The sequence below is a fragment of the Pseudonocardia sp. TMWB2A genome (assembly GCF_017312135.1).
This window is the reverse complement of record NZ_QKQY01000001.1, coordinates 1957776-1981872: the sequence shown is the minus strand read 5'-3', so window position 1 is coordinate 1981872 and position 24097 is coordinate 1957776. Positions and strand designations below refer to the sequence as shown.

At 60.7% G+C, this 24097-nt stretch carries 23 protein-coding genes; 17 read left to right on the top strand and 6 right to left on the bottom strand.

What is annotated here, in order from left to right:
* Position 1: 1 nt before the first annotated feature.
* The 3 genes from DMP17_RS09280 to DMP17_RS09270 all read left to right on the top strand — a co-directional run bounded on the left by DMP17_RS09280 (position 2) and on the right by DMP17_RS09270 (position 5913).
* Entirely contained in the window at positions 2-1507 is a 1506-nt protein-coding gene (locus tag DMP17_RS09280) for a UbiA family prenyltransferase (protein ID WP_337828790.1), read from the top strand.
* A 276-nt stretch (positions 1508-1783) separates the two neighbouring features.
* Positions 1784-4756 carry a TonB-dependent receptor plug domain-containing protein gene (locus tag DMP17_RS09275; protein ID WP_337828789.1) on the top strand — a complete coding sequence of 991 codons (2973 nt, stop codon included), beginning with the start codon at positions 1784-1786 and terminating at the stop codon, positions 4754-4756.
* 83 nt (positions 4757-4839) lie between these two features.
* Positions 4840-5913 (top strand): Dyp-type peroxidase, encoded by a 1074-nt coding sequence (locus tag DMP17_RS09270; protein WP_337828788.1) that lies wholly within the window; start codon positions 4840-4842, stop codon positions 5911-5913.
* Here the strand turns inward: DMP17_RS09270 and DMP17_RS09265 are convergent.
* The 3 genes from DMP17_RS09265 to DMP17_RS09255 all read right to left on the bottom strand — a co-directional run bounded on the left by DMP17_RS09265 (position 5910) and on the right by DMP17_RS09255 (position 8684).
* Positions 5910-6668, bottom strand: coding sequence for a TSUP family transporter (locus DMP17_RS09265; RefSeq protein ID WP_337829774.1), 759 nt, complete (start codon positions 6666-6668; stop codon positions 5910-5912). The genes DMP17_RS09270 and DMP17_RS09265 overlap by 4 nt on opposite strands.
* 708 nt (positions 6669-7376) lie before the next feature.
* Complete coding sequence (locus DMP17_RS09260) at positions 7377-8078, bottom strand: lipocalin family protein (protein ID WP_337828787.1); 702 nt, start codon at positions 8076-8078, stop codon at positions 7377-7379.
* A gap of 234 nt (positions 8079-8312) precedes the next feature.
* Entirely contained in the window at positions 8313-8684 is a 372-nt protein-coding gene (locus DMP17_RS09255; RefSeq protein WP_337828786.1) for a hypothetical protein, read from the bottom strand.
* 274 nt (positions 8685-8958) lie between these two features.
* On the opposite strand from DMP17_RS09255, the gene DMP17_RS09250 reads away from it, so the two are divergent.
* The 3 genes from DMP17_RS09250 to DMP17_RS09240 all read left to right on the top strand — a co-directional run bounded on the left by DMP17_RS09250 (position 8959) and on the right by DMP17_RS09240 (position 12725).
* Entirely contained in the window at positions 8959-10290 is a 1332-nt protein-coding gene (locus tag DMP17_RS09250) for a hypothetical protein (RefSeq protein ID WP_337828785.1), read from the top strand.
* Between the two features lie 391 nt (positions 10291-10681).
* Positions 10682-12130 (top strand): phage portal protein, encoded by a 1449-nt coding sequence (locus DMP17_RS09245; RefSeq protein WP_337828784.1) that lies wholly within the window; start codon positions 10682-10684, stop codon positions 12128-12130.
* Positions 12131-12389: 259 nt separating this feature from the next.
* The gene (locus DMP17_RS09240) at positions 12390-12725 is read left to right on the top strand and encodes a DUF6127 family protein (RefSeq protein WP_337828783.1); all 336 of its coding nucleotides are present in this window, start codon (positions 12390-12392) and stop codon (positions 12723-12725) included.
* 190 nt (positions 12726-12915) lie between these two features.
* Here DMP17_RS09240 and DMP17_RS09235 read toward each other — a convergent pair whose 3' ends face one another.
* Entirely contained in the window at positions 12916-14199 is a 1284-nt protein-coding gene (locus DMP17_RS09235; protein ID WP_337828782.1) for a hypothetical protein, read from the bottom strand.
* 99 nt (positions 14200-14298) lie between these two features.
* On the opposite strand from DMP17_RS09235, the gene DMP17_RS09230 reads away from it, so the two are divergent.
* Positions 14299-14766: an HK97 family phage prohead protease gene (locus DMP17_RS09230; protein WP_337828781.1), complete on the top strand. Its 468-nt coding sequence runs from the start codon at positions 14299-14301 to the stop codon at positions 14764-14766.
* Positions 14767-15230: 464 nt separating this feature from the next.
* Positions 15231-16409 (top strand): phage major capsid protein, encoded by a 1179-nt coding sequence (locus DMP17_RS09225; RefSeq protein WP_337828780.1) that lies wholly within the window; start codon positions 15231-15233, stop codon positions 16407-16409.
* 412 nt (positions 16410-16821) lie between these two features.
* Here the strand turns inward: DMP17_RS09225 and DMP17_RS09220 are convergent, their stop codons facing one another.
* Positions 16822-17670 carry a hypothetical protein gene (locus tag DMP17_RS09220; protein WP_337828779.1) on the bottom strand — a complete coding sequence of 283 codons (849 nt, stop codon included), beginning with the start codon at positions 17668-17670 and terminating at the stop codon, positions 16822-16824.
* Positions 17671-17722: 52 nt separating this feature from the next.
* On the opposite strand from DMP17_RS09220, the gene DMP17_RS09215 reads away from it, so the two are divergent.
* From DMP17_RS09215 to DMP17_RS09180, 8 genes are all read left to right on the top strand, one after another.
* Positions 17723-18259, top strand: coding sequence for a head-tail connector protein (locus tag DMP17_RS09215; RefSeq protein ID WP_337828778.1), 537 nt, complete (start codon positions 17723-17725; stop codon positions 18257-18259).
* Complete coding sequence (locus DMP17_RS09210) at positions 18229-18486, top strand: hypothetical protein (protein ID WP_337828777.1); 258 nt, start codon at positions 18229-18231, stop codon at positions 18484-18486. The genes DMP17_RS09215 and DMP17_RS09210 overlap by 31 nt, the downstream gene beginning before the upstream one ends.
* Positions 18487-18801: 315 nt before the next feature.
* Entirely contained in the window at positions 18802-19221 is a 420-nt protein-coding gene (gp17, locus tag DMP17_RS09205; protein ID WP_337828776.1) for a tail completion protein gp17, read from the top strand.
* Between the two features lie 189 nt (positions 19222-19410).
* The gene (locus tag DMP17_RS09200) at positions 19411-19818 is read left to right on the top strand and encodes a phage tail protein (RefSeq protein WP_337828775.1); all 408 of its coding nucleotides are present in this window, start codon (positions 19411-19413) and stop codon (positions 19816-19818) included.
* Positions 19815-20168, top strand: coding sequence for a gene transfer agent family protein (locus DMP17_RS09195; RefSeq protein WP_337828774.1), 354 nt, complete (start codon positions 19815-19817; stop codon positions 20166-20168). Before DMP17_RS09200 ends, DMP17_RS09195 begins: the two co-directional genes overlap by 4 nt.
* Complete coding sequence (locus tag DMP17_RS09190; RefSeq protein ID WP_337828773.1) at positions 20165-20383, top strand: phage tail assembly chaperone; 219 nt, start codon at positions 20165-20167, stop codon at positions 20381-20383. Before DMP17_RS09195 ends, DMP17_RS09190 begins: the two co-directional genes overlap by 4 nt.
* Positions 20384-20486: 103 nt before the next feature.
* Complete coding sequence (locus tag DMP17_RS09185; protein WP_337828772.1) at positions 20487-20930, top strand: excisionase family DNA-binding protein; 444 nt, start codon at positions 20487-20489, stop codon at positions 20928-20930.
* Positions 20931-20933: 3 nt separating this feature from the next.
* Positions 20934-21521: a PIN domain-containing protein gene (locus tag DMP17_RS09180; RefSeq protein ID WP_337828771.1), complete on the top strand. Its 588-nt coding sequence runs from the start codon at positions 20934-20936 to the stop codon at positions 21519-21521.
* A 9-nt stretch (positions 21522-21530) separates the two neighbouring features.
* On the opposite strand, the gene DMP17_RS09175 is transcribed toward DMP17_RS09180, so the two are convergent.
* Entirely contained in the window at positions 21531-23279 is a 1749-nt protein-coding gene (locus DMP17_RS09175; protein ID WP_337828770.1) for a putative bifunctional diguanylate cyclase/phosphodiesterase, read from the bottom strand.
* Between the two features lie 160 nt (positions 23280-23439).
* On the opposite strand from DMP17_RS09175, the gene DMP17_RS09170 reads away from it, so the two are divergent.
* Positions 23440-24057 carry a hypothetical protein gene (locus tag DMP17_RS09170; protein ID WP_337828769.1) on the top strand — a complete coding sequence of 206 codons (618 nt, stop codon included), beginning with the start codon at positions 23440-23442 and terminating at the stop codon, positions 24055-24057.
* The last annotated feature ends 40 nt before the right edge of the window (positions 24058-24097 follow it).

Genomic DNA, 24097 nt, shown 5'->3' with positions numbered 1-24097 from the left:
TATGGCTCAACAGGATAATATCGCACCCCAACAGGGCAGCGGCACGGGTTCTCCGCTGTCGCCCCAGTCTCAGCAGTCTCAGCCTCCGGTGCCGCTATTCGTCGATGTGGACGGAACGCTCACCCGCGCGGATATTTCGCTCGAAAGCTTTGTGCGGCTGGCCAAAGCGGGGCTGGGACCGTTGCTGTTGTTGATTTTATGGCTGTTCAAGGGCCGCGCGGTTGCCAAAACCATGGCCGCGCGCCGCGCGCCGGTCGAACCGGAACATCTGCCCTATCGCGACGAGGTGCTGGCCTTGATGGCCGATGCCAAAGCCGAAGGGCGGCCTGTTATTCTGGCGAGCGCGAGCCACCATCGCAATATTGTCCGCATCGCGCGCCATTTGGGCCTTGATGAAGCGGTTATCGCCACGCGCGGGCGAGACAATATCAAAGGGCGCGCCAAGCTGGCGATGATCCGCCGCCGCATCGGGGAAGGACAGGCGTTCGATTATGCGGGCGACAGCCGCGCCGATACCAGCCTGTGGCGCGCCGCGCGGCGTGGCTGGTCGGCTGGCTATATCCCGCCGCGGTCGGGCGAAGCGCCGCAGGTCGAACGGCTGGGGCCGCCGCGTCGTTCCTTTGCGCGCTCTTTCCTGAAAGCGATGCGCCCGCACCAATGGGCGAAAAATGCGCTGGTGCTGGTGCCTGCCATTACATCGGGGCAATTTACCGATCCGCGCGTGCTGCTGGTGTCGGTGCTGGCGGCGGTGGCCATGTCGCTCATCGCTTCGTCCATCTATCTTATCAACGACCTGCTCGACATCGATTCCGATCGCGCCCATCGCACCAAATGGAAACGCCCCATCGCGCATGGCGATGTGAGCGTGCCTGCGGCGGTGGTCGGGGCGGTCCTGTTAGCGGTGGCGGGGCTGGTCGGCGGCTGGATGACAGGCGGTGCGCCGCTCGTTTTCTGGCTCGGTGTCTATATGGCGATTACCACCGCTTATTCTTTCCGTCTGAAAGCGGTGATGGTGGGCGATGCGATTATTCTGGCGGCGCTTTATACCATCCGCATCTGGATTGGCAGCGTGGCGATTGCTGTGCCGTTGAGCTTCTGGCTATTGTTATTTTCGGTCTTCCTGTTCCTCAGCCTTGCCTATCTCAAACGCTATATCGAAATGCGCGATGCGGTGGAATCGCACCGTTTGCTGAGCGGACGCGGCTATGTCGGCGGCGACCTTGATGTGGTGATGACGTCGGGTGTGTCGGCGGGGATGGTGTCGATTCTCGTGTTGGCGCTGTTCGCACATGATCCGGCGACGGTGGCGCAATATGCGGCGCCGGACTTGCTCTGGCTATTATGTTTGCCGTTGCTTTATTGGCTCAACCGCATCTGGATGATGGCGCGACGCGGGGAAGTGGACGGGGACCCGGTATCCTTTGCCATCAAGGACCGCCGCAGCCTCTTCATCGGCATCATCATGGCCGCTATTTTCCTTGCAGCGCGGATAGGTTGGGCGTGGTGAGGGCGGCTTTCTTTGCCGCGCTCCTCTGCAAAGCCACCGCCCCTGTGGCGCTTCATGCGGGGCATATCAGCATTACAAATATGTGAGAATATGAAGGCAAATTTGTGACATAATTGCCACGACCACTTGAAAATCCGGCGAAAAATAGCGGTTTCCCTTTACGAAGCGGATGGCCGTTGCAATGACGGCCCCAGACAGGGGGCGTCATATGCGGCTAAGATTCGCCTCCTTTGTGACGCCCCTTTCTATCTATAAGATAAAAAAGGGAAATTGACCGTGACAAGAATTTCAGCGTTCAAATCGACCTGCGCCAGTGCGGTGTTGGGCCTCGCGCTCGTCTCCGCACCTGCTTTTGCGCAGGACGTGACGGAGACAGTGGACAGCACGAGCGCGGACACTGCGCCGGCACAGGAAGAAGCGATTATCGTAACGGGTTCGCGTATCGCGCGTCCCGAACTGGCATCGCCCAACCCCGTGCAGATTATGAGCGCACAGAATATCCAGCAAACGGGTAATGTGAACCTCACGGATTTCCTTGTCGAAAGTCCGGCGCTGCTCGGCTCGACCACCAATATCAACGTCGCAGGCACCAACCTGTCAAGTTCGCAGATGGTCGGCGTCAATACGCTTAACCTGCGTAACCTTGGGTCAAGCCGCACCCTGGTGCTGGTCGATGGCCGTCGCCATGTTGCCGGTGTTCCGGGCAATGCTGCGGTCGATATCAACACCATCCCGACCGATCTGGTCGAGCGCGTGGACGTGCTGACCGGCGGCGCGTCGGCTATTTATGGTGCGGACGGCGTTTCGGGCGTGGTCAACTTCATCATGAAAAAGGATTATGAAGGGCTGAACCTGCGTGGCCAATATGGCATTTCGCAGCGTGGTGATGCGGGCGACCGCTATATTGCGGCGACCTTCGGCAAAAATTTCGCCGATGGACGTGGTAACATCACTTTGTCCTATGAATTTAACGAAAGCGATCGCTTCCGTCAGACAGAACGTCTGAATTATGGCCGCACGGGGCCTTCCTATGCGTTCATCCGCAACAATCAGGATTTCCCGGATGATCCGAATGTGCCCGACCGCGTCCTTTATACCAACCTCACCTGGGCGGATAGCTGGATGGGCGGCGCAATCGACCTTGATTTCGATTATTCGCCCGACTTTACCGGTGAAGGCGGCGTTTATGACCATGGCATCGCGCTTCCCGGCGGCGGTGGCCTTGCGATTGGCGGCACCAACACCCCGCGCGAAATCTATTATGGCGACTATACGCCTTATTCGCGTCGCCATATCGCCAACATCATGGCGCGCTATGAAGTCAGCCCTGCGCTCGAACTTTATGCAGAAGGCAAATATGTGCGCTCGAAAGCCGACACTTTCGGTCAGCCTTCCTATGACTTTTTCACGGAATTGCTTCCCGGAAACCCGTATCTGATCGAACGCTTCGGGGCGGCAGGTGCCAATGGCGCCTTGTTCAGCCGCGACAATTTCGACTTTGGCGTGCGCCAATATGAAATGCAGCGCGAATTGTGGCGCACCGTTGTCGGCGCGCGCGGCGACATCGGCTCGAACCTGAAATATGACATTTCCTATGTCTTCGGCCAGTCGACCCAAAAAGCGACCGATTATAATGCGCGTGTCACCGACCGTTATTATGCGGCGATTGACGCGGTGCGGGATGCCAATGGCAATATCACCTGCCGCATCAACCTGCCGGGCGAAACCGATATTTACGGCTATAATGACGGCGGCCTGCCGACATTCAACGGCCCGCCGGTGACGTTCAAGCCGGGCGAATGTGTGCCGCTCAACATTTTGGGCAATGGCACGCCGAGCCGCGAAGCTTTGGACTTCATCACGGTTGACCATCGCGACTGGGCGCGCGTGCGCCAGCATGTCGTTTCGGCCTCGTTGTCGGGCGATACCGGCTCCTTCTTCAATCTGCCCGGTGGTCCGGTCGGCTTTGCGGTCGGTGCGGAATATCGCAAGGAAAGCAGCCACACCATTCCGTCCGAATTCACCCAGAATGGCTGGATTATGGACAGCTCGCAATCTGCTCCCGAAAAGGGCAGCTTCGACGTCAAGGAAATATTCGGCGAAATCAACCTGCCCATCCTCAAGGATGTACCGTTCGCGCATATCCTGTCGGTCGGCGGCGCGGTGCGTCTGTCGGATTATTCGACCATCGGCACCACGACCACGTGGAAAGTGGACGGCACTTGGGCTCCGGTCCGCGACATCATGTTCCGCGGCACCTATTCGCAAGCCGTCCGCGCGCCGAACATTACCGAATTGTTCGCGGCAACGTCGGGCACCTATGACTGGATTACCGACCCGTGCGGCGTCGATCGTCTGGGCGAAGGCACCGAATATCGTCAGGCCAATTGCGCCACGGCGCTGAACGCGCTCGGCATTGATCCGACCACGTTCAACCCGGCCACCGACCCGACCTCGCCTGCCAATAGCAGCCTGCTCGGCACGGTCGGCGGCAACCGCAACCTGAAAGAGGAAACCGCGAAAACCTGGACCGCAGGCGTTGTGCTGCGCCCCGGCTTCGCGCCCGGCCTGTCGATTACGGCGGACTGGTATGATATCCGTTTGAAAAAGGCGATCCAATATTCGACCGCCCAAGATATTGTCGACCTGTGTTATGACCAGCCGACCCTCGACAATGCCTATTGCTCGCTTATCTCGCGTGGCGGGCCAAAGGGGTATATCAACGATTATACCGTGATCCCCCAGAATGTCGCCTCGTTCAAAACCTCCGGTCTGGACGTTGCGGTCAATTACAGCTTTGAACCGTTCGACAATGCGGGCAAGTTCAATGTGCGTCTGGCGGGCAACTATCTTAAGTCGCTCTCCTTCGTGCCGAGCCTTGGGGCGGACCCGGAAAATGAAATGTATTCGGCAGCCTATCCGGCTCCCAAATATAGCGGTACGTTCGATATCGGTTGGACCAAGGGCGCGCTCACGCTGAACTATGGCATTGACTGGTTCTCCAAGACCCGCCGCGTCAGCCGTGAATCGCAAGAAGCCAACCCCGATTATATCGAACCCGGCTATTTCTGGTATCGCAACAAGTTCAACCAGCGCCTTTATGCCAACGTCAATGTCGATGACCGGTTCGACGTTTATGCGGGCATCAACAACCTGTTTGACCGCAAGCCGGACGTGGGCGCCACCGCCTACCCGATCAGCGCAGAAGGCCGCGCCTTCTACATCGGCGTCAAAGCCAAGGTGTTTTAATCACCCCTGCATTGGCGCTAGCGTCAATCAGGACAGAGCGAACAGAAAAGGGCGGCCGCGGTGCCGCCCTTTTTTATGCGCGTGTGTGGAAGCGTGCGCTTTTGGGGGCTGGCCTTGGCGGCGCAATCCGGCTTAAATATCCACGCGTTACGGCGGGAGACTATTTATGGCGGACTTCATTTATGGCGGATAATAGCGGCGATCATGCGTGGGACCGGGTGCCGATTGATGCGCAAAGTGCCGATGCGCCGCTTTCCTCTTCGGCGATTTTTCTGGTGGTGACGGTGCCGGATAGCCCGCAAGCGGTGGTGACGGTGCGCAATACGCTGGGTGCGATCGATGACTTGGTCAAAAATGTCGCCTTCCGCGATCTGGACGCGCGGCTTTCCTGTGTGGTCGGCATCGGCAGCGATTTTTGGGACCGGCTGAAGCTTCCCAAAAAGCCCAAGGAGCTGAAACCTTTTACGGCCATCAAGGGCGCGGCGCATGATGCGCCTTCGACGCCGGGTGACCTGCTCTTCCATATCCGCGCCGAGCGGTATGATTTCTGTTTCGAATTTGAACGCATCCTGCTCGATACGCTCGGCGATGCGGTGAACCTCGTCGATGAAGTGACGGGCTTCCGCTATTTCGACGCGCGCGACCTGCTCGGCTTTGTCGATGGCACCGCCAATCCGGTCGGCCCCGACCTTAAAAAATCCGCCCAAGTCTCGCGCGAGGATGACCCCGACTTTGCGGGCGGCGCTTATATTGTCGTGCAAAAATATATCCACAATCTGGCCACTTGGAAAAAGCAAAGCACCGAGGCGCAAGAGGCGATTATCGGGCGCACGAAAATCGACAATGTGGAAATTGACGATGACGCCAAGCGCCAGAAATCGCACAAAAGCCTTGCCACCATCACTGATGATGCGGGCGTTGAACATGACATATTGCGCGACAATATGCCGTTCGGCAGCGCGGGCGCGGGCGAATATGGCACCTATTTTATCGGCTATTCGGGTAAGCTCTGGGTCACCGAAAAAATGCTCGAACGCATGTTCATCGGCGCGCCCGAAGGCTTATATGACCGGCTGCTGGACTTTTCCGAAGCCAAAACCGGCACCACCTTCTTCGCGCCCTGCCGGGGGGTGCTGGAGGAGATTTCGGAGGGTTAACCCGCCAACCATCCGCGCACCATCAGCCCTAACGGGTTTTCCGGGTCGGCGAGCAGTTTGACGGTGAGCGCGAGGCAGATGGTGACGAGCAGGGGACGCACCGCGCTCGCGCCGAAACGGAGCGCGAGATGCGCGCCTAGTTGGCCGCCCGCGAGGCTGCCGATCGCCATGGTGAAGCCGATAATCCAGATGATCTTGCCGCTGGCGATAAACACCGCGAGCGCCGCAATATTGCTCGCCAGATTGAGCAATTTGGTGTGGGCGACCGCGCGGGTGAGGCCCATCCCCATGATTGCGACCAAGGCGGTCGTGAGGAAGGATCCGGTGCCGGGCCCGAAAAACCCGTCATAACAGCCCAGCGTTGCGGCGATAATGAGCAAGGTCACAGGGCCGCCTGCGCCCTTGCGGTCCTCTTCGGTCATTTTGGGCGCGAGCAGGAAATAGCCTGCCATAGTGATGAGCAACAACGGGATCAGCGCCGACAGGAAATCGGGCGCTATTTGCGTGAGCAGCCAGGCGCCGAGCGCGGACCCCAGCAAGGAGGCGATGATCGGCCGCGCAAAACTGCGCACATCGATGAGCCCCTTGCGCGCAAAGGCGAAGACCGCACCGCCGGTGCCAAAGGTCGATTGCAGCTTGTTGGTCGCGAGCGCATTCACCGGTGGTATCCCCGCCGCCAGCATCGCCGGAATGGTCAGCATCCCGCCACCCCCCGCAATCGCATCAATCGCCCCCGCGACAAAGGCGACCCCCATAAGCAGCATGATAATGTCGAAACCGAATTCCATGCGGGCAGGCTTTAGGCCGGGCGGACGTGGAAGGGAAGGGGGTGGGGGGATGGTGGTCGCTGTGCGGTTGGGGCCATGTTTATAAATGTTCACGCGAAGGCGCGGAGGAATTTGCTTAGGGGGCGGAGGGGGTGGAGGGGTTCACGCAGAGGCGCGGAGGGCGCAGAGATACAAGGGGAATAAGAAAAGGCCTGTGGTCTTTTTTGTGCCTCTCTTATCCCTTCGCGTCTCCGCGTCTTCGCGTGAATCTATGGACGTTAGCGGTCCTTCGATACGCCTGCTTGCGCAGGCTACTCAGGACGAACGGAGGTGAGGAAGAATGGATGAATCTTTGGTCCTAATCCCTAAGCCAAGCCGGACAATTTTATCCCCTTTATCGCGCGCATATCCCTCAAAAAACCGTTAGTCCTGAGCTTGTCGAAGGACGTGTTTCAGTATTAGCGCATCCTTTAAGCCCGTCCTTCGATACGGGCCTTGCGGCCCTACTCAGGACTAGCGGTTATAATTCGCGCAATCTGGCTCAGGACTAACGGTTAAAATCCACACAATTTGGCTCAGAACTAACGGAGGGGAGGGAGGAAAGCTTTTCATGCCCGTCACGCCTCTATCCCACGCGTTGCACCCTGCACCGCGCACACCGCATCCTGAACGATGCAGCACCCTTGTTCCGCGCGATCAACTCACGCTGGCAAGGCCAGGGTAGGCGGGGGCGGTGTCGCGCGTTGTGTCGCCATCCCGCGCCTCACCCAGCGCGCCATCATCGCGCGCGACATCCAAGGTCGCGCCGGGCTGTTTGGTCCGGCGGATGAGACTCCAGTCATAGCCCATATCCTTGACCTTGCCCTCCAGCATCGCGAGCATGGCGGGGGTCGGGTTGCGGTCGCGGGTGAGGATCCACAGGAAGCGGCCTGACGGTTCGCCGACGATCGACCAGCGATAATCGTCGCAATGGTCGAGGACCCAATAATCGCCCCAGAACGGGCCGAAAAAGGAGACTTTGAGCTTGGCGTTGGTTTCGCTGTCGACCACTTTGGCCTTGCCGACCGATTCGGCAAACGGGCCGTCAACGCTGCCCCGGCGCGCTTGATTATCGACGCGGATGGAGCCGTCGTCCTTCAACGCATAATCGGCGCTGACCGCTTCCATGCCTTTCTGGAACGGGGCTTCATAGCGATATTGTTCATACCAGCGGCCAAGATAGCGGTTGAGGTCTACGCGCTTTAAGGGTTCGGGGACATGGCGATTGCCGACCGGCCCGCCGCGCGGATTATATTTGGCGAACAGATAGGCGGCAACGCCCACCCCTGCGCCCAAAGCAAGGCCAGCAATGCCCAATCCGGTTTGCTGGCGGCTGTTAAGATCGTTGAAATTCGGCATCGGATGGCTCCTTTGTGGATGAATGTTCGCGCGTCATTCAGGTGCTGCTGTTTGGCGGGCATAAGGCGGGGCGGTGCCTCGCCTGCGGTTTTAACCAGCGCGTTCCCGGGCGCTCCTGTAAGAAAATACGAAAGCCCCGCCAAAGGGTTGCGCTCTTTATCGCGCGCTGAGGGCAGACGGGCGCGGGGACGACGCGCGTGCGCGGGCAAGTAAGGCGCTTGGCCTTATGCCCCGTCAGCTTTTGACCGGCTCTTTCGGCCCGCCTTCGATGCGTTCAAAGCCGGCGCGTTCGAAATAATAAATGACCGGCCCCATGCAGCGATAAGGGATTTTGGTGTCGGCATGGATGGCGACCGGACGGGTCTTGCTCAATTTTTTGAGCGCCTCGTCAAGCGCATCTTGGGCTTCGGGGAGCGGATAGCGCGCATCGCCCATTTCGACCCCGCAACTGGCGGGCGCTTCAAAATGGACGGTGACGGCGATCGGCTTGCGCGCTTCGGCCTTGGCGCGCGCTTCAGCCGCGCTCGCTTCACCCCGGTCGCATCCGCTCGCCGTTAACCCCATCATAAGGCAGGATATTACAGCAAAGAGGGGGCGCGACGTCATGGCCGCAATCTACGCTGTGCGCGCCGCGCTGGCAATGGGGTAGAAGGGGGGCGAAAGGCTGATGACCGGATAAGGCCGGAGCCTTGCCCGGCACCCTCTCCGCCCGCGCGGGTTCAACCCGTCGCGCGCAACAGGGCATTGGCCGCGCGCGCAATTGCTTTTGCCCGCCCGCTTTCGCAAGGCCGAAACGGGCCGGAGCAGGGCGGCCCCTTTGATATAATAGAAAAGTTCCGGGGAGCTTGGCCTTGCTATGATCGGTTTTTCGCGGCGGTTGATGATGCCCGCCGACAGCGCGCATTTGCTGTTGTTCCACCCCGATGACCTTGCCCATGCCGCCGGATGGCCGCGCCATTGGTATCGCGACGCTTTTGCGTGGGGGCCGGAGACGGCGGCGGGCACGTTGGTCGCTTGGGCAACCGGCATAGCGGGGAGCTTTGCGGTGCGGCTTACCACCGGCGCATTGAGCGCGCGCGAGCAAGCTTTTGCGGGGCCGCATTGGACTTTCCCCTATCGCGTGCGGCATGGCCGCGTCTATTTCGACAATGGCGATGCGCTCCCTTCCGAAGCGCGCACCGCCAGCCCGTCCGACAATGAAGAATATTGGGTGAAGCTCCCCGATGGCGATTATGCGGTGACGGTGACGGGCATCGAATGGCAGGCCGAGGAGGGCGCAGCGGACGCGCCCGACAAGCTCCCCAACTATGTCGTGCAATTTGAAGAGGCGCGCGGGGTGCGGGTGGGGCTGGCGTTACGCCCGCCCGATATTGTCGCGCTCAGTGATGCGGTGGCGAGCGATGCGCTGTTCGGGACGGTGGCAGAGGGGGCGATGCAAGCCGTGCAGGTCGATAGTGCGGCTTATTATCCCGCCTTTGTCTGTGCCGATACGCCGCGCGCTGGCCGGTATTTTGCCGTGGGGGCAGAGGTGCCGCTCGCTGCGGTGTTAACGGATGGCGCGGGTGAAGGGGGCGTGCGGAACCATAATTTGCGCAACCATTATTTTATCGCCGCGCCGCGCTTGGAGCCGGGTGCGGTCGGGATGCTCTGTGTGCTGGCGGATGCGGGCGAGACGCGGGATGCGCCGGAGGATAGCACGCCGCCGATGTTCCACGCGCTCGCCCCGGTCGAACTATTGGCGCTGGACGGCGTCTATCAGGCGGGCTGCTATCGCGCATTGAAGCGCGAAGGCTGGCTGCGCAAACGATATGAGGCCAAGCCGGAGGATGCCTTATGGGCGGTGCGGTGCCGCGCGTGGGCGGTGGCGGATGATGATGCGGGGGCCGATGCTAGTGGGTCTGGCGATATAGGGCCTGACGCTATGGCGCGCGATGCTAGTCCTGATGCGACAGCAAAGGCGATGCGCGCGCTGTTGCTGGACCTATTGGCGGAAGAAGGGACCGGCGGGCATCCGCGCCCGCTCGCCGCTCGCTTGGGCGCCAAGGCCGGTTATCACCGCCGCTGGATCGGTTTCCAGAACGACCCCGCCGCGCTTGCCGACTGGATCAGCGACCATGTACTGACCCCGGCGCAAGGCCTCACCCTCTCGACCCTCTCGCCCGCGCGACGCTACGCCGAGGCTATGCGATTGTTGCGGGAACAGTGGGGTTGATGGCGGGATCCGGGTTCACGCAGAGGCGCAGAGGGAGGGGAGAGCGCAAAGAGGGTGTGCGCGCGGAGGGATTGGCTGCGCTATCCGGGATTGCTGCAAGGGTGCCACGCCTATAGCGATGGGTGATGGCAGGTGGGTTGTTCTGGTTTAGGTTCGCGCGGAGGCGCGGAGGCGCGGCGATTTTTTGGTTTCCATCGCGCGTATTAGGAGAGGGAGCTTCGCGCCTTCGCGCGAGCCCAGTCCGACAAAACAGCATCGCGCCTACGCCAAAAAACTCAGCGCCTCCGCGCCTTCGCGTGAATATTGTTAAACAACACCTATGCATCCCCGGCAAACTTCTTTGTGCACTCCCCTCCCTCTGCGCCTCTGCGTTAAACCAAACATATCGACAATGAATAACCAAATCGGTAAAAATAGCTTGACAGCGCAACGCCGATATGGCACAAAACAGGAACAGTCGGAAATTGCGATTCGTGCGGAGCGGACAAGCCTGCTTGCTCGGACCGCCGGATGTTACCGGCCCGACTTTTCCTGTTTTCACTTCGCTTCACCTGTTCCGGTGTTCCGGGTCTTTTGCGCCGTCCAGCTTGATGGGCGCGCCCGCATGGCCCGCGCCATTTTGCCTCTCTCTTTCCATAGGAACCCTGCCATGCCTTTTCTCAACCTTGATTTTGCGCGTCTGTTTACCGGCACCAAAGCCGCGCCCGATATGGTGCGGCCTGTGCAATCGCGGAGTGGGGCGGGGGTGGCTTTTGCGTTGTTTGGTTCGGGCGTCGGCGATGATGTGCCGCAAAGCTATGAAGCGCAGGTGCGTGGGCTTTTTTGCAAAAATGCGGTGGCGCAAGCCGCGCTCCGGCTTGTGACCGATGCGGTTGGCGAGGTCGACATTGCCGCAAGCGACGCGCGGGTGGCGGCGTTGATTGCCGCGCCGTCCGCGGGACAGGCGCTGCTCGAAACGCTCGCCGCGCATTTGTTGCTGCACGGCAATGCCTATGTGCAACTGGTCGAAGATGGCGCGGGCGGGATCGCGGAACTTTACGCGCTGCGCCCCGAACGGGTGACGGTGGAGGCCGGTTCCGATGGCTGGCCGCGCGCTTATTTGTACCGTATTGGTTCTTCCGTGTCCCGGCTTATGCCTTATGACGCAGCGGGTCTTGCGACCATCATCCATTTGAAATCGGTTCATCCGGCGGACGACCATTACGGGCTGGGCTGTCTGGGCGCGGCAGCGGGCGCGATGGCGATCCATAATGCGGCGGCGCGGTGGAACAAGGCGCTGCTCGACAATGCGGCGCGGCCTTCGGGTGCGCTCATTCATGACAGCGCCAATGGCAGTTATCTGACCGCCGACCAGTTCGAGCGGCTGAAATCCGAGCTTGCCGCGCAATATGCGGGCGCGCCTAATGCCGGACGCCCGTTGGTGCTGGACGGCAATCTTAAATGGCAGACAATGAGCCTGACCCCCGCCGACATGGATTTTGTCGCGCTCAAAGACGCCGCCGCGCGCGAAATTGCGATGGCATTCGGGGTGCCGCCGATGCTGCTCGGCCTGCCGGGGGACGCAACCTATGCCAATTATAAGGAGGCTAACCGCGCGCTGTGGCGCAACCGCATCGTCCCGATCGCGAACCGCCTGCTCACCGGATTGGCGCATGGCCTGTCGGACTGGTTCGCGGATGAGGGTACCAATGGCGACACGCCCGCGCCGCTTTCATTGCGCGTCAATATGAACCATATTCCTGCGCTTGCCGAAGAACGCGAACGGCTATGGACGCAGGTCGGCGCCGCCGATTTCCTCACACGTGAAGAAAAGCGCGCGATGGTCGGAATTGTGGATTAAATAACCTTAACGGTTAAAAATACTTGACAGCACAACGCTGATACGGTACATAAAAAGAACAATCCGTAATTGCGAGTCACGGGCATGGCGGGCATTTTCCCTATCCTGGATAGGCCTCGGTTACTCTTTGGCCCTTCTGCCTTCATTTGGGCGCCGCGAAGCATCGCGCGCGCTGTCAAACCAAGTACTGCGTTGCGGGGAAGGGGGAGGAGCGTCTCATACGCACGCTTATTCCGTCCATTTTCACAGGAGATTTGCCATGCCCTCCCATCCGGAATTCGGGAATATGCTGGAACGTATGGTGGCCGACACAAGCGGGCGACCGGTTAGTCTGGTGGAGATTCGCGCGATGATTGAAGAGGCGAGTGATCGCGGCGCGGTGCGGGCGCTGGAGCGGTTGGGTCTTGGCGATGATGATGCGAAGGCGGACCTGGACGAGTTACGCGATTTGCTGACGGCTTGGCGCGATGCCAAATCATCGGCGCTGAAGGGGCTGATCCATTGGGTGCTGCGCTTCCTGTTGGTGCTGGCGCTGTTCGGCCTCGCGACGCGCTTCGGTGTGGGGGAAGGGGCGGTCAAGGAGTTTTTGCCGTGAGAGACGGGGCGCGCGCTGCGTTGCTCATAAAACCCTCCCCCAAATCCTCCCCTGAGAAGGGGAGGTGGTGCGACCGAAGGTCGTGACGGAGGGGTGATACCCTATCGAGAGGGGGACACCCCTCCGTCTTGCGCTACCGCGCAATCCACCTCCCCTTGCAGGGGAGGATTTTTTTTGCGTGGATTCGGCCTCACTTATGCGGCGGCAGGTTCATCGTTCGGCCGGGACCGGATCGGCCCTTAGTGGGAATGTCGTCGAGTTTGGCCAGTATATCGGCGGTGCAGCCCATGCGCGCCAATTCGGCGGCTATTGCGGGATTTTTGTGCAGCGGGGCGATGGCGTAGGGGAAAAGATCGTTGGCCACACATGGCTTGCGATCATCTTGGGTAAGGGCATAGCGGCCAAGCGTCTCAAGCGCCATGTCGCTATCCCCGGCGCGCGCGGCGATATAGAGTTTATAGGAAAGTAAGGTGCGCAATTGCTGGTGCCGCATCATGTCGCGGGTTTCTTGCGTGCGTGAAGCGCGCGCGGCTTCACCATAGCGCGTGATAAACTCATCGACCCATAAGCGCGCCTGGCCATCTTCGCGCGCGAAAATGGCGTCTTTGACCATCATTTCGCTGTGCCGCCGGTCGGGGCTGAAGATTACAAACAGATCTTTGGGGGCGGACATCGCAACGCTCGCTTCATAATTGGCTTTGGCGGCGGCGCGGTCTTTTTTGTCGAGCAATAGTTCGCTTTTGTGAAGATAGGCCTGCGCGCGCGACGTACTGGCGGAGATGGCGCTCGCCGACACACGTGCCGCCATGCCATAGCGGTCTGGCCCCGAGAGCAAGCGGATGACCGCGTCCTGATCGGCAATCGCTGCATCAAGGGCGCCCCATTTTTTGTGAAGCTCGGCGCGCTGCTTATAGCTTCTGGCGAGCAACATATATTGAAGCGGATATTGCGGCTTGGCAAAGCGGGCGATAATTTCGTCCGTCACAGCAATGGCTTCGGCGCGGCTTGCGTCGGCGCGGGGGCGATCCTTGGAAAAGTGTGTCCGCGCGTCATTAACCGCGAAGTCAAGCTTTGTGGTGAGCTTGGCCATAGCGAGCAACGGCGCGCACGTCGCGGCGGCGGCCATCAGCGCACTGGTGTCGCGTTCGTCGCAAGCGATCGCATAACCGCTCCATCGGGCCGGAATTTCATAATCGAGGATCGGCGGACGCGCCCATTGGATGAGCTTTTGGCCCGGTGCCGGTTCGGTTGAAGGCGGGATGCCATCCGGGATGACCGGATAGCCCTTGATACGCGCATAATCGGCAAAATAACGGTCGGTGTCGATGGTGATCTTTTTGGTCGGGCCGGTTTCGGTCGGGCTTTCCTGGCTCGGCGGCGGCGGCGTGCTTTGCGCGATGACGTCCGGCGGCAACAGGCTGGCTGACAGAAATGTTGCGGCCATCAAGGCGAAGCTTTTGGTGATCCTCTGCATGAGCCGGTGATAGCGCAAGGTGGCGCAAAACCCAAATGCGCACGGACGCGCAATAGGCTCCTGCACGACGGGGTGCGCCTCACATAATGGAGAAACAGGATGACAGATGAGGCAAGGGCGCCGCACGATGCGGGTGCGCGGCGGAAATCCGTGCGCTTTGCAGGCTATGCGGCTTTGTTCGATCAGGTGGATCGCGGCGGCGATGTGGTGAAGCGCGGCGCGTTTATACGCAGCCTGTCAGGGGCGCGGAGCGGGCCGGGCGACAAGCGTATCCCGCTTCTTTACGGCCATAATCCGCTGAAACGCATTGGCGAGATTGAATTGCTGGCCGAGGACGATAAGGGCCTGCGCGTGATCGCGTCGCTCCATGACTGGACCCCCGCCGCGCGCTCGGTCGCGGCGATGGTCGAAGCTGGCGCGCTCACCGGATTAAGCTTTGGCTATCGTGTGCAACAGATGGAGCAAGGCCCGCGCGGCACCCGCATGTTGACCGATCTGGACCTCATAGAAATCAGCCTCGTCCCCACCCCGATGCAGCCCAAAGCGCGCGTGCATATGGTGGGGTGAGGGGGGGGGCTTGCATTGCGTTACGAACCGCCCCGAAATCCTCCCCTGACAAGGGGACGTGGCGCGCGCGTAGCGCGTGTCGGAGGGGGCTCTCTGCCGGACGCAGGCCTTGCCGGTTGGCGTAAACCTCCAGCCCCCTCCACCATGCTGCGCATGGTCCCCCTCCCCGCAAAGCGGGGAGGATTGGGAAATCCTTGCGTCCGGTGGTCCCCCGTAAACCTTCTCCCCTTGTGGGAGAAGGATAGGAAGGCTTGGCGCGGACGCGCCTAGCCGGACTTGGATGAGGGGTGTGCGAGCCATAGGCTCGCGCGAGCCGTCGGCTCGCTTACCCCTCACCCAGCTCCGCGTAAGCTCGTTCCTCGCTAACGCTACACAACCCTCTCCCACAAGGGGAGAGGGACGTTCGGTTTTACGCAAATATTTGAATATCCCCGAAAACATTTTTCAAACAGGAGAGACTATCCATGTCCCATATCCCTACTTACCAGACCAAATCCCTGTCGCCGGGGATGCCGCCCGCAAAGTCCGGCGATCCGCTCGCGGCGTCATTTGATGCGCTTGCCGATGTCGCGACGTTGAAGCGCGATGTTGCGGCGCTCAAAGGGCGGTTGCGTGCAAGCAGCCGTCCGGCCTTGAGTGTCGACGGCGTCAAAGGCCTTGCCGCACAGGATGACCCCGCGCGCGCGGCTTTTGTCGACCGCTATTTGCGGCGCGGGCTTGAAACCGGCGTGGAATTGAAAAGCTTTACCGGTGCGACCGGCGCCGAGGGCGGCTATGCGGTGCCGCGTGAAATTGATGCGGTGATCGACGCCGCGCTCAAATCCGTATCGCCGATCCGCGCGGTTGCTAATGTGGTGCAGACGGGGAGCGCGGGCTATCGCAAGCTTGTCACCACCGGCGGCACTCCGTCGGGCTGGGCGGGTGAAACGGCGGCGCGGCCTTTGACCGCGACCCCGACCTTTCAGGAAATCGCCCCGCCAATGGGCGAGCTTTACGCCAATCCGGCGGCCTCGCAAGCGATGCTCGATGATGCCGCTTTCGATGTCGAAGGCTGGCTGGCGAGCGAAATCGCGACCGAATTTGCACGCGCCGAAGGGGCGGCGTTCATCACCGGCGATGGCGTCAACAAGCCCAAAGGCTTTCTGACGCTGCCGACGGCTGCCACCGGCGATGGCGTGCGCGCGTTCGGCACGCTGCAATATGTGGCATCGGGCGGGGCGGGGGCATTTGCCGGCTCCAATCCCGGCGACAAGCTTATCGACCTGGTGCAAGCCTTGCGCGCGCCTTATCGTCAGGGCGCGGTGTTCGTGATGAACGCGGCCACTTTGGCGGCAGTGCGCAAGTTCAAAACATCGGACGGCGCGTTTCTGTGGCAACCGGCTCTGTCCGAAGCCCAGCCGCAGACTTTGCTCGGCTATCCGGTGGTCGAGGCCGAAGATATGCCCGCCATGGCCGCCGATAGCCTGTCGATCGCGTTCGGCAATTTCAAGGCAGGCTATGTCATCGCCGACCGCGGCGAAACCGCCATTTTGCGCGACCCTTATACCAATAAACCGTTCGTGCATTTTTACGCCACCAAACGCATCGGCGGCGCGGTGACGAATAGCGAGGCGATCAAGGTAATGAAATTTGCCGCGACGTGATGGACGGCGGTTAGGGGCGAGGGGTGTGTGTGCGTGACCCAAGCTCCTCCCCAAGCTTGCTCGGGCCAAATGCCTTAAGATCCTCCCCGAGCTTGTCTCGGGGAGGTGGCGCGCGCGTAGCGCGTGACGGAGGGGTTATGCGAGGCTTTGCCTCGCGCGATTGCGAAGGCAATCGCATGACCCCTCCACCATTCGCCTGCGGCGAACGGTCCCCCTCCCCGAGCAAGCTCGGGGAGGAGCTTTTATGGAAGGCTCATTTCTCCCCTCCCGTTCGTGCTGAGTAGGCTCGCCAGAGCCGTATCAAAGCACCGGTTGCGCGCGCAAAGTCCTTCGATACGCAGCTTCACTGCTACGCGGGACGAACGGTGGGAGCTGCGGTCCCCGCACGCCTAAACGCCCCCGCACTGCCCGTTCACCCGAAAATAACGTCCCATTGCAATATCACGCACGCCACCACGCACATGCCCGCAAGGACGCGCATATGGAGGCGGGCGGTGTCGGGGTCGGACCAGCTTGGGTGGATGCGCGCGAGTTGCTGGCGGGCGATGAGCGCGGATTCGTGGGTGCCGCTGGCAAAGGCGTAGAGCTTGTTCGAGCCGACCCATAGCAGCACGCCGATAATGAAGAGCGCGGACGAGCCGACAAAGGCCCATAAGATGAGCATAGGGATGCCGATAAGGACGGCAATCGCCAGCGCATAGCTGCCATCTCCTTTGGAGCCTGTCCCCGAAGACGCCCCCTTTTTTTGCGCGTCGCGCATACGATGGACAAGCTGTTCCAGCCATTCATCGCCATTTTGCGGCGTTGCATGGCGGGCAGACATGTTGCGCGTGGAGGGAGGCGATGAACTGGCGGTCAGTGGCGGCTTGGGCGTGCCGCGATGGTTGCGCGGTTGCGGGCCAGCCGCCGGCGCTTCCGGTCCCCGGCGGTCGGCCTGCATCGCGCGTTGGCGCTCCAGTTGTGCGCGCAAGCGGCGCTGGCGTTCGCTCATTTGCGCCTTGGGCTGCATCGCCTGTGCGATGATCGCATCGATTGGCGCGGGGCTATCAGGCCCGCTCCGGGTGGATATGGCCTCTTGCTGAAATGCGTCCAGTTCGCGGCGCGTTTCGGCGCGCTCATAAGGCCGCACCGGCGCGGGCGGCAGAGTGGACCGCGCAGGGCTTGCCCCGAATAATCCGCCCCTTTTGGGGGCTTCCAATGTTTTTCCGGCCATGCGGCGCGGCACTTCCAGCGTGCCCGAAGCGGGTTTCGGATCCTTCATATCCCGCTCTTTAGCAAGGAATTATCAAATGACTCCATCCTATTTTGAAGGCGTGCAGCCGCCGCCTGCCGCAACGCCCGCGCTCGCGCTCGCCGACGCAAAGGCGTGGATGCGCGTTGAGCTGGACGAGGAGGATGCTGTGATTACAGAGCTGATCGCGGCGGCCACCGCCAGTTGCGAAGCCTTTGTCGGGCAATTGCTTATCGCGCGCGCCGTGACCGAAATCCTGCCTATCCAGACAGGCAACTGGCAGCGGCTGGGCTTTGGCCCGGTGCGCGCATTGACCAGTGTGGAAGGCGTGCCCGCCGACGGCGCGCCCTTCGTTTTTCCGGTCGAGCATTATGGTATCGACGTGGATGCGAGCGGCGAAGGCTGGGTGCGGGTGACGCAACCGGGGGCTGCGGGGCGGATGCGCGTTACCTATATGGCGGGCTTGGCCGAACAGGCCGACGCGCTCCCGCCCGATGTGCGGCAAGGCTTGTTGCGGCTCGTCGCCCATCTTTATGCCGCGCGCGATGATGCCCGCGATGCGGTCCCGCCCGATGCGGTGACTAGGCTGTGGCAGCCCTGGCGAAAGCCGGTATTGTGAATAAGGCGCGTGTGGAGAGCGATGCTCTCTGGCGCACGATCGAAACCGAAGCGGTGCAGCGCGGGGCGGCAGAGGCCGAACGCGCAGCAACGCGGCTGGCCGATACCCTCGCGCGCGATGTGCCGGATATTGCGGTGACACGGACCGGCGCAGGGCTCCAAATCCGCGGGCGCAATTTACGCGCGCGGCAGGCTGACGATGCGCGGCTGCGCTGGTTGGCACGTTAGAAAAAAAGCCCTGCCCTTCAGGAGAGGCGCTCCTTAAAGCCCCTCCCTTCAGGGAGGGGTTGGGGGTGGGTCTATCCGCAAATGCTGCGTAGGCGGACAGACCCCACCCCGCTCGCCTAAATTCCCCTTCGCTTCGCTCCGGGCCATTAAGGCTTCACTGCCCCTCCCCTGAAGGGGAGGGGAGAGCGGGGCTTAAAGCCCGCCTTTCCTGAACAGGAGGCGCGACCCACTTTTTTGCGCGCCACTTTCGCCGCGTTGCATCTCCTTCCTCCGCGCTCCCTCTTCCTACCCCCTCCATCCGAAAGCAAAACCTCCATGCCAACCCTTACCTCTCCCGAACTTGTTGTGCGCAGCGCCTTGCTTGCTGCGCTGCGCGGTCATGCGCCGTTGATGGCGCTCGTAAATCGTGTCGAGGACGGCACGCCGGGGCAGGCGGCTGCGCCTTATGTCGTGCTGGGCGAAAGTCTGGGCAGTGATTGGGGCAGCAAGACCGCCGAAGGGCGTGAGCTTCTTCTCGGCCTCAGCTTTTATGTGCGCAGCGGTGACAGTATCCGCGTCGCCGCTGCGTTGCGCGCTGCCGAACTGGCACTGGCCAGCCTCCCGCGCGAAGTCGAAGGCTGGCAGATCGCCTCCGCCCGCATCGTCCGCACCCGCATCGCAGGCTCTGCCGCCCTCATGAAACCCCCCGGCTGGGCCGCATTGATGGACGTTCGGGTCAGGGTGATGGCGGCTTAATCTCCCCTCCCGTTTACGGGAGGGGTTGGGGGAGGGCCTGTTACTTCTTTCGGCAAGCACAGCATAAACCATGCCCTCCCCGACTTCGACTAAGAATTTTCGCTACGCTTCAAATTCCTAAGTCTTCGTTGCCCCTCCCGGAAGCGGGAGGGGTTCGGATGCCCCCACACAAACAAGGAACCTCATATCATGGCTATTGAAAAAGGCAGCGCCTTCCTCCTGAAGGTCGGCAATGGCGGGTCGCCGCCGACTTATCAAACCGTCGCGGGGCTGCGCACGACGCAGCTTTCGGTGAACGGCGATCCGGTCAATGTGACCAGCAAGGATTCGGGCGGGTGGCGCGAATTGCTGTCGGGTGCGGGCGTGCGCTCGGTGTCGGCGTCGGGGGCGGGGATTTTTACCGGTTCGGCGGCGGAAGTTCGCATCAAGAATAATGCGCTTGCCGGGACCATCGACGATTATGAACTCGCTTTCGAAAGCGGCGAGAAATTGCGCGGGCGGTTTCTGGTTACGCGGCTCGATTATGCGGGCGATTATAATGGCGAGCGCAGCTATGCGATGAGCCTTGAATCGTCCGGCCCCGTGGTGGCGTCATGAGCGCGGCGTGCGATATGAAGGGCGCGCGTGACAGCATCGCGGCCAATCCGGCGCGCGGTGAAGCCCGGCTGGTGATAGCGGGGCGAGCGTGGAAATTGCGCCCCGGCTTCACCGCACTGGTGGCGGCGGAAGAAGAGTTAGGCTCGCTGTTCGCACTGGTCGAGCGCGCGGCGGGCGGAGGCATGAAACTGGCCGAGCTGGTCGCGCTGTTCTGGCATTGCTGCGAACCGCAAGACGGCGTCCGCCCGGCGCGCGAGGACATTGGCGAGAGCGTTGCGGCGGCAGGGCTGGCCAGCGTTACTCCGCAACTGCGCCTCCTCCTCGAAGCGATATTGAAAGGCAGCGGGTGAGCGATTTCACCGCCGCTGCCAACCGCCTCTCCGGCCTTGTCGCGCTCCTCCTCCACTGGCCCCCCGACCAATTCTGGCACGCAACCCCCCACGAAGTAGAAACGATTTTCCGCGCCTGGCAGGACATGCAAGCGGGGGAAGGGGACAGCGCGGTCACACCGCCGGATGCCGACACACTGGCAGCATTGCGCCGGGCGTTTCCGGATAAAATATAAGATAGGCCTTGTGTTTCGTTTATAGCGTTTCGTTTATTGCGTTTGTTGCACTTATTGCGAATTTGCGATATATAGGCCAGCACGTCGGAAAGAGGATATAGTGATGACATTGCCAGCATCTGCACAAAAATTGGGTGGGCGTTTGCCGTCCGAGCAGGAGCGCGCCATTGCCGACCAGTTGCGACGGATTGTTGCTTCCAACAAGAAGTTGAAACTGGTCGATGGGGACAAAAACACAATGGAAGTTGTGCTGACCCCGATGTTGTCCGAAATGTTGCTCGATCTGCTGCGTCATTTCAGCAAAGGCAATGCGGTGACGCTTGTTCCGGTGACCCAGAAGCTGTCGACACAACAGGCGGCGGATTTGCTGAATGTGTCACGGCCTTATCTGATCGGTTTGCTGGAAAAAGGAGAACTGGCCTTTGAACTTGTCGGGCGGCACAGACGCATCCGGGCCGACGATTTGTTTGCCTATAAGGAGAAGCGGAACGGGAAAAGGCGTGAGGCTTTGGAATCTTTGGCGAAGCTTGACGGGGAAACGCTGTAACCGATGTTTGCCAACCGCTATACAGCCGTTGTCGATGCATGTTCGCTGGTCGGGACATTGCGGCGCAACCTGTTACTGACATTGGCGGAGGCGGAATTTTTCCGGATCCGGTGGTCAGGGGTCATTCTCGATAAGACCGAAAAAGCCATTGCTGCCATCTTGCATAAAAAGCAGATGGAAGATTACCAACAAAGAGCCAAACGGGCGCGTGACTATATGGAAACCGCGTTTGAAGAGGCGATGGTCACAGAGTTCGACCAATTTATTCCCGTCATCCATTTGCCCGATGCCAAGGATCGTCATGTCGTTGCAGCCGCATTAAAGGCGCAAGCAGCAACCATTGTCACGGAAAATTTGAAAGATTTCCCCGATGATGAACTGCAACGCTTCAATCTTGAAACCCGTTCGGCCGACCAGTTTATTGCCGACACCATTGCATTGTCTCCGGAAACTGCAGTGGCGGCGATCAAGAAAATGCGCGAGCGGCTAAATCGCCCGCATAAAAGTGCAGACGATCTCTTACGCGATATGGATGCGGAAGGTTTGATCGAGACAGTGAACCTGCTCAGCACACGGATAGAATTGCTGTAAAAACAGCCCCTATCCCGCTTTCAACAATCCTTCGACCTCTTCGGCGCCAACGGCTTTGCTGAACAGAAAGCCTTGGCCATAGCCGCATCCCAGCGCGATGAGGGTGCTTCTTTGTTCTTCGGTTTCAATGCCTTCCGCGACCACGTCGAGCGACAGGCTGGGGCCGAGTTGGGCGATGGCGCGGACGATGGCGAGGATTGACGGGTCGGTCACAATGTCGCGGGTGAAGCTATAGTCTATTTTGAGGCCGTCGACCGGATAGTCGCGCAAATGGGCGAGCGAGGAGCGGCCCGTGCCGAAATCGTCGAGCAGCACACGGATGCCCGCCGCGCTCAGTTCCTCGACCGCGCGCACCACCAGTTCGGAGCCGCGTTCCGACAGCATATGTTCGGTAATTTCAAGCTCGACCAAGGCGGGCGGAATATGATGGTCCTTCAACCGTTTGAGGAAATTTTCCGCAAAGCGGTCGTGGAGAAATTCCACCGGCGCGGCGTTGATCGACACCGGCATCAAGGTCATGCCCGCATTGCGCCAGCGCACCATGTCGGCAAAGACTTTGCGCTGCATCACATCGCCAATCTGGCTGGCCAGCTCATAGTTGCGGAACGCGCCGCAAATGGTGGCGGGCGACTGCATCCCGTTGGGGCCATCGTCCCAGCGCAGCAAAGCTTCAAAGCCGACAATGCGGTTGCTCGCCAGTTCTACCTTGGGCTGGTAATGCGGGACGATGAGATTGTCGCGCAGCATATGGCGGGCGGTGGCAAGCTGGGTCGCCGCCGCAGCCGCCAAGTCCATCATGCGCTGGCCGAACAGGCGATAACCGCCGCGTCCGCGCGCTTTAAGGTCATTGAGCGCGGTATCGGCACAGCGTAGCAGGCCCGACACATCCTGTGCATCGCGCGGATAGAGTGCGCAGCCAATGCTCATCCCGCCATTAATCGGGCGGTTGGAATAAGTGACAGGCTTGTCGGTTTGCTGGAGGATAAGTTCGGCAAACGCGCCCATTTCACTGTCGTCATTGCCGATCGGGCAGACAATCGCAAATTCATCGCCGCCCAGCCGCGCGACAAAGCCGTCGGGCGGCAGGATGGCGGTCAGACGGCGCGACAGGACGCGCAGCAGATAATCGCCCGCCGCATAGCCGAGCGCGTCATTGACATGCTTGAAATGATCGAGGTCGATAAGGAACAATCCGACCTTACGGTCTTCGATGCGGCTCTGGTTGAGCATCCGGTGGAGGCGGCTGCGGAACGCGCGGCGGTTGAACAGGCCGGTAAGCGGATCATTTTCGCTCGCCGACCGCAACCGCATTTCGGCTTCGCGCTGCACCGTGATGTCGCGCGATACGCACAGGATCGCGGTTGCTTTACCCTGTCCGTTAAGGACGGGGGTGAGGATGTTTTCCATAAACATCGTCTTTTGTCCGCGTAACATGCGCAGGCCCGAAAATTGCGCTTTCTGGCCTTTGCGCGCGCGCGTGAGGGCGCGCTTGCCATTGTGGCGCACGGAAGCGGGCATGAGCGAGAGCCAATCCATGCCGAATACGGTTTCGCCCACCGGAACCCCGAGTGCGATGCAGCCCGACCGGTTAATATAGCGCACTGTGCCGTCAAGATTGAGCAGCTTTATGCAATCGACGCTGACATCCAGCATCTGTTTGTAAAAATCCGGGTGATCGGTGGGATCAGATACATGTTCAGCACTATAGTTTTCGCGCGCCGAGCCCGGTTCGCCATTATCCATAAAAGATGAATTCATATGGTTTAATAATATTTCCAATCGGTTGCGCCCCGTGCGCTCTACCCATGGAATCTCCCCACCTTCCGCATAGTCCAAAGGGGCGAAATTTACAAGTTATACTTACGTAAAACCTATGTAAGAGCCGCAGAAACAAGCCGTTTTTTGGGAAAAGTTAATCATGTCAGACACTATGGAAACATTGCTTATCGCGGTGCGCGCCGACACACAGGGCTTTGCGCGCGATGTTGCGCAGATGCGCGGCGAGTTGGAAGGGCCTTTGGCCGCCGGAATGGACAAAGCGGGCCGCGCTTTGGAGGCGAGTCTCAACCGCTTCATCCAGACCGGAAAATTCGGTTTTGAAGATTTGAAGAAGGTCGCGCTGTCGGTCATGTCCGAAATTGCGCGCTCCGCGATTCAGGCGGGCATCAATGCCATCGGACAGAATGGCGGCGCGGGCGGGGCAAGTGGCGGCGGGGGGTCTGCCGGGCTTATCAGCGCGGGGATCCAGCTTGCGGGCCAGCTTGCGGGCGCGTTTATCGGCGGCGGTGCGCCCGGACGCGCGACCGGCGGGCCGGTCACACCGGGGCGCGCCTATCGGGTTGGCGAAAATGGCCCGGAACTGTTCGTGCCGACGACCAGCGGGCGGGTCGAGGCGCATGGAGGCCAAGCGGCGCGCGACATCCGCATTACCATCAATGTCCAGGGCGGCGCGGCGGGGCAATCACCCGACCGGATGCAGGCGACGGGACGCCAGATTGCGCGGGCGGTGCGCGCGGCGGTCGAAGGGGCTGGATAAAGCCGCTATCAAGTCTTGCGCGGGCCAGAGCGATTTTGCA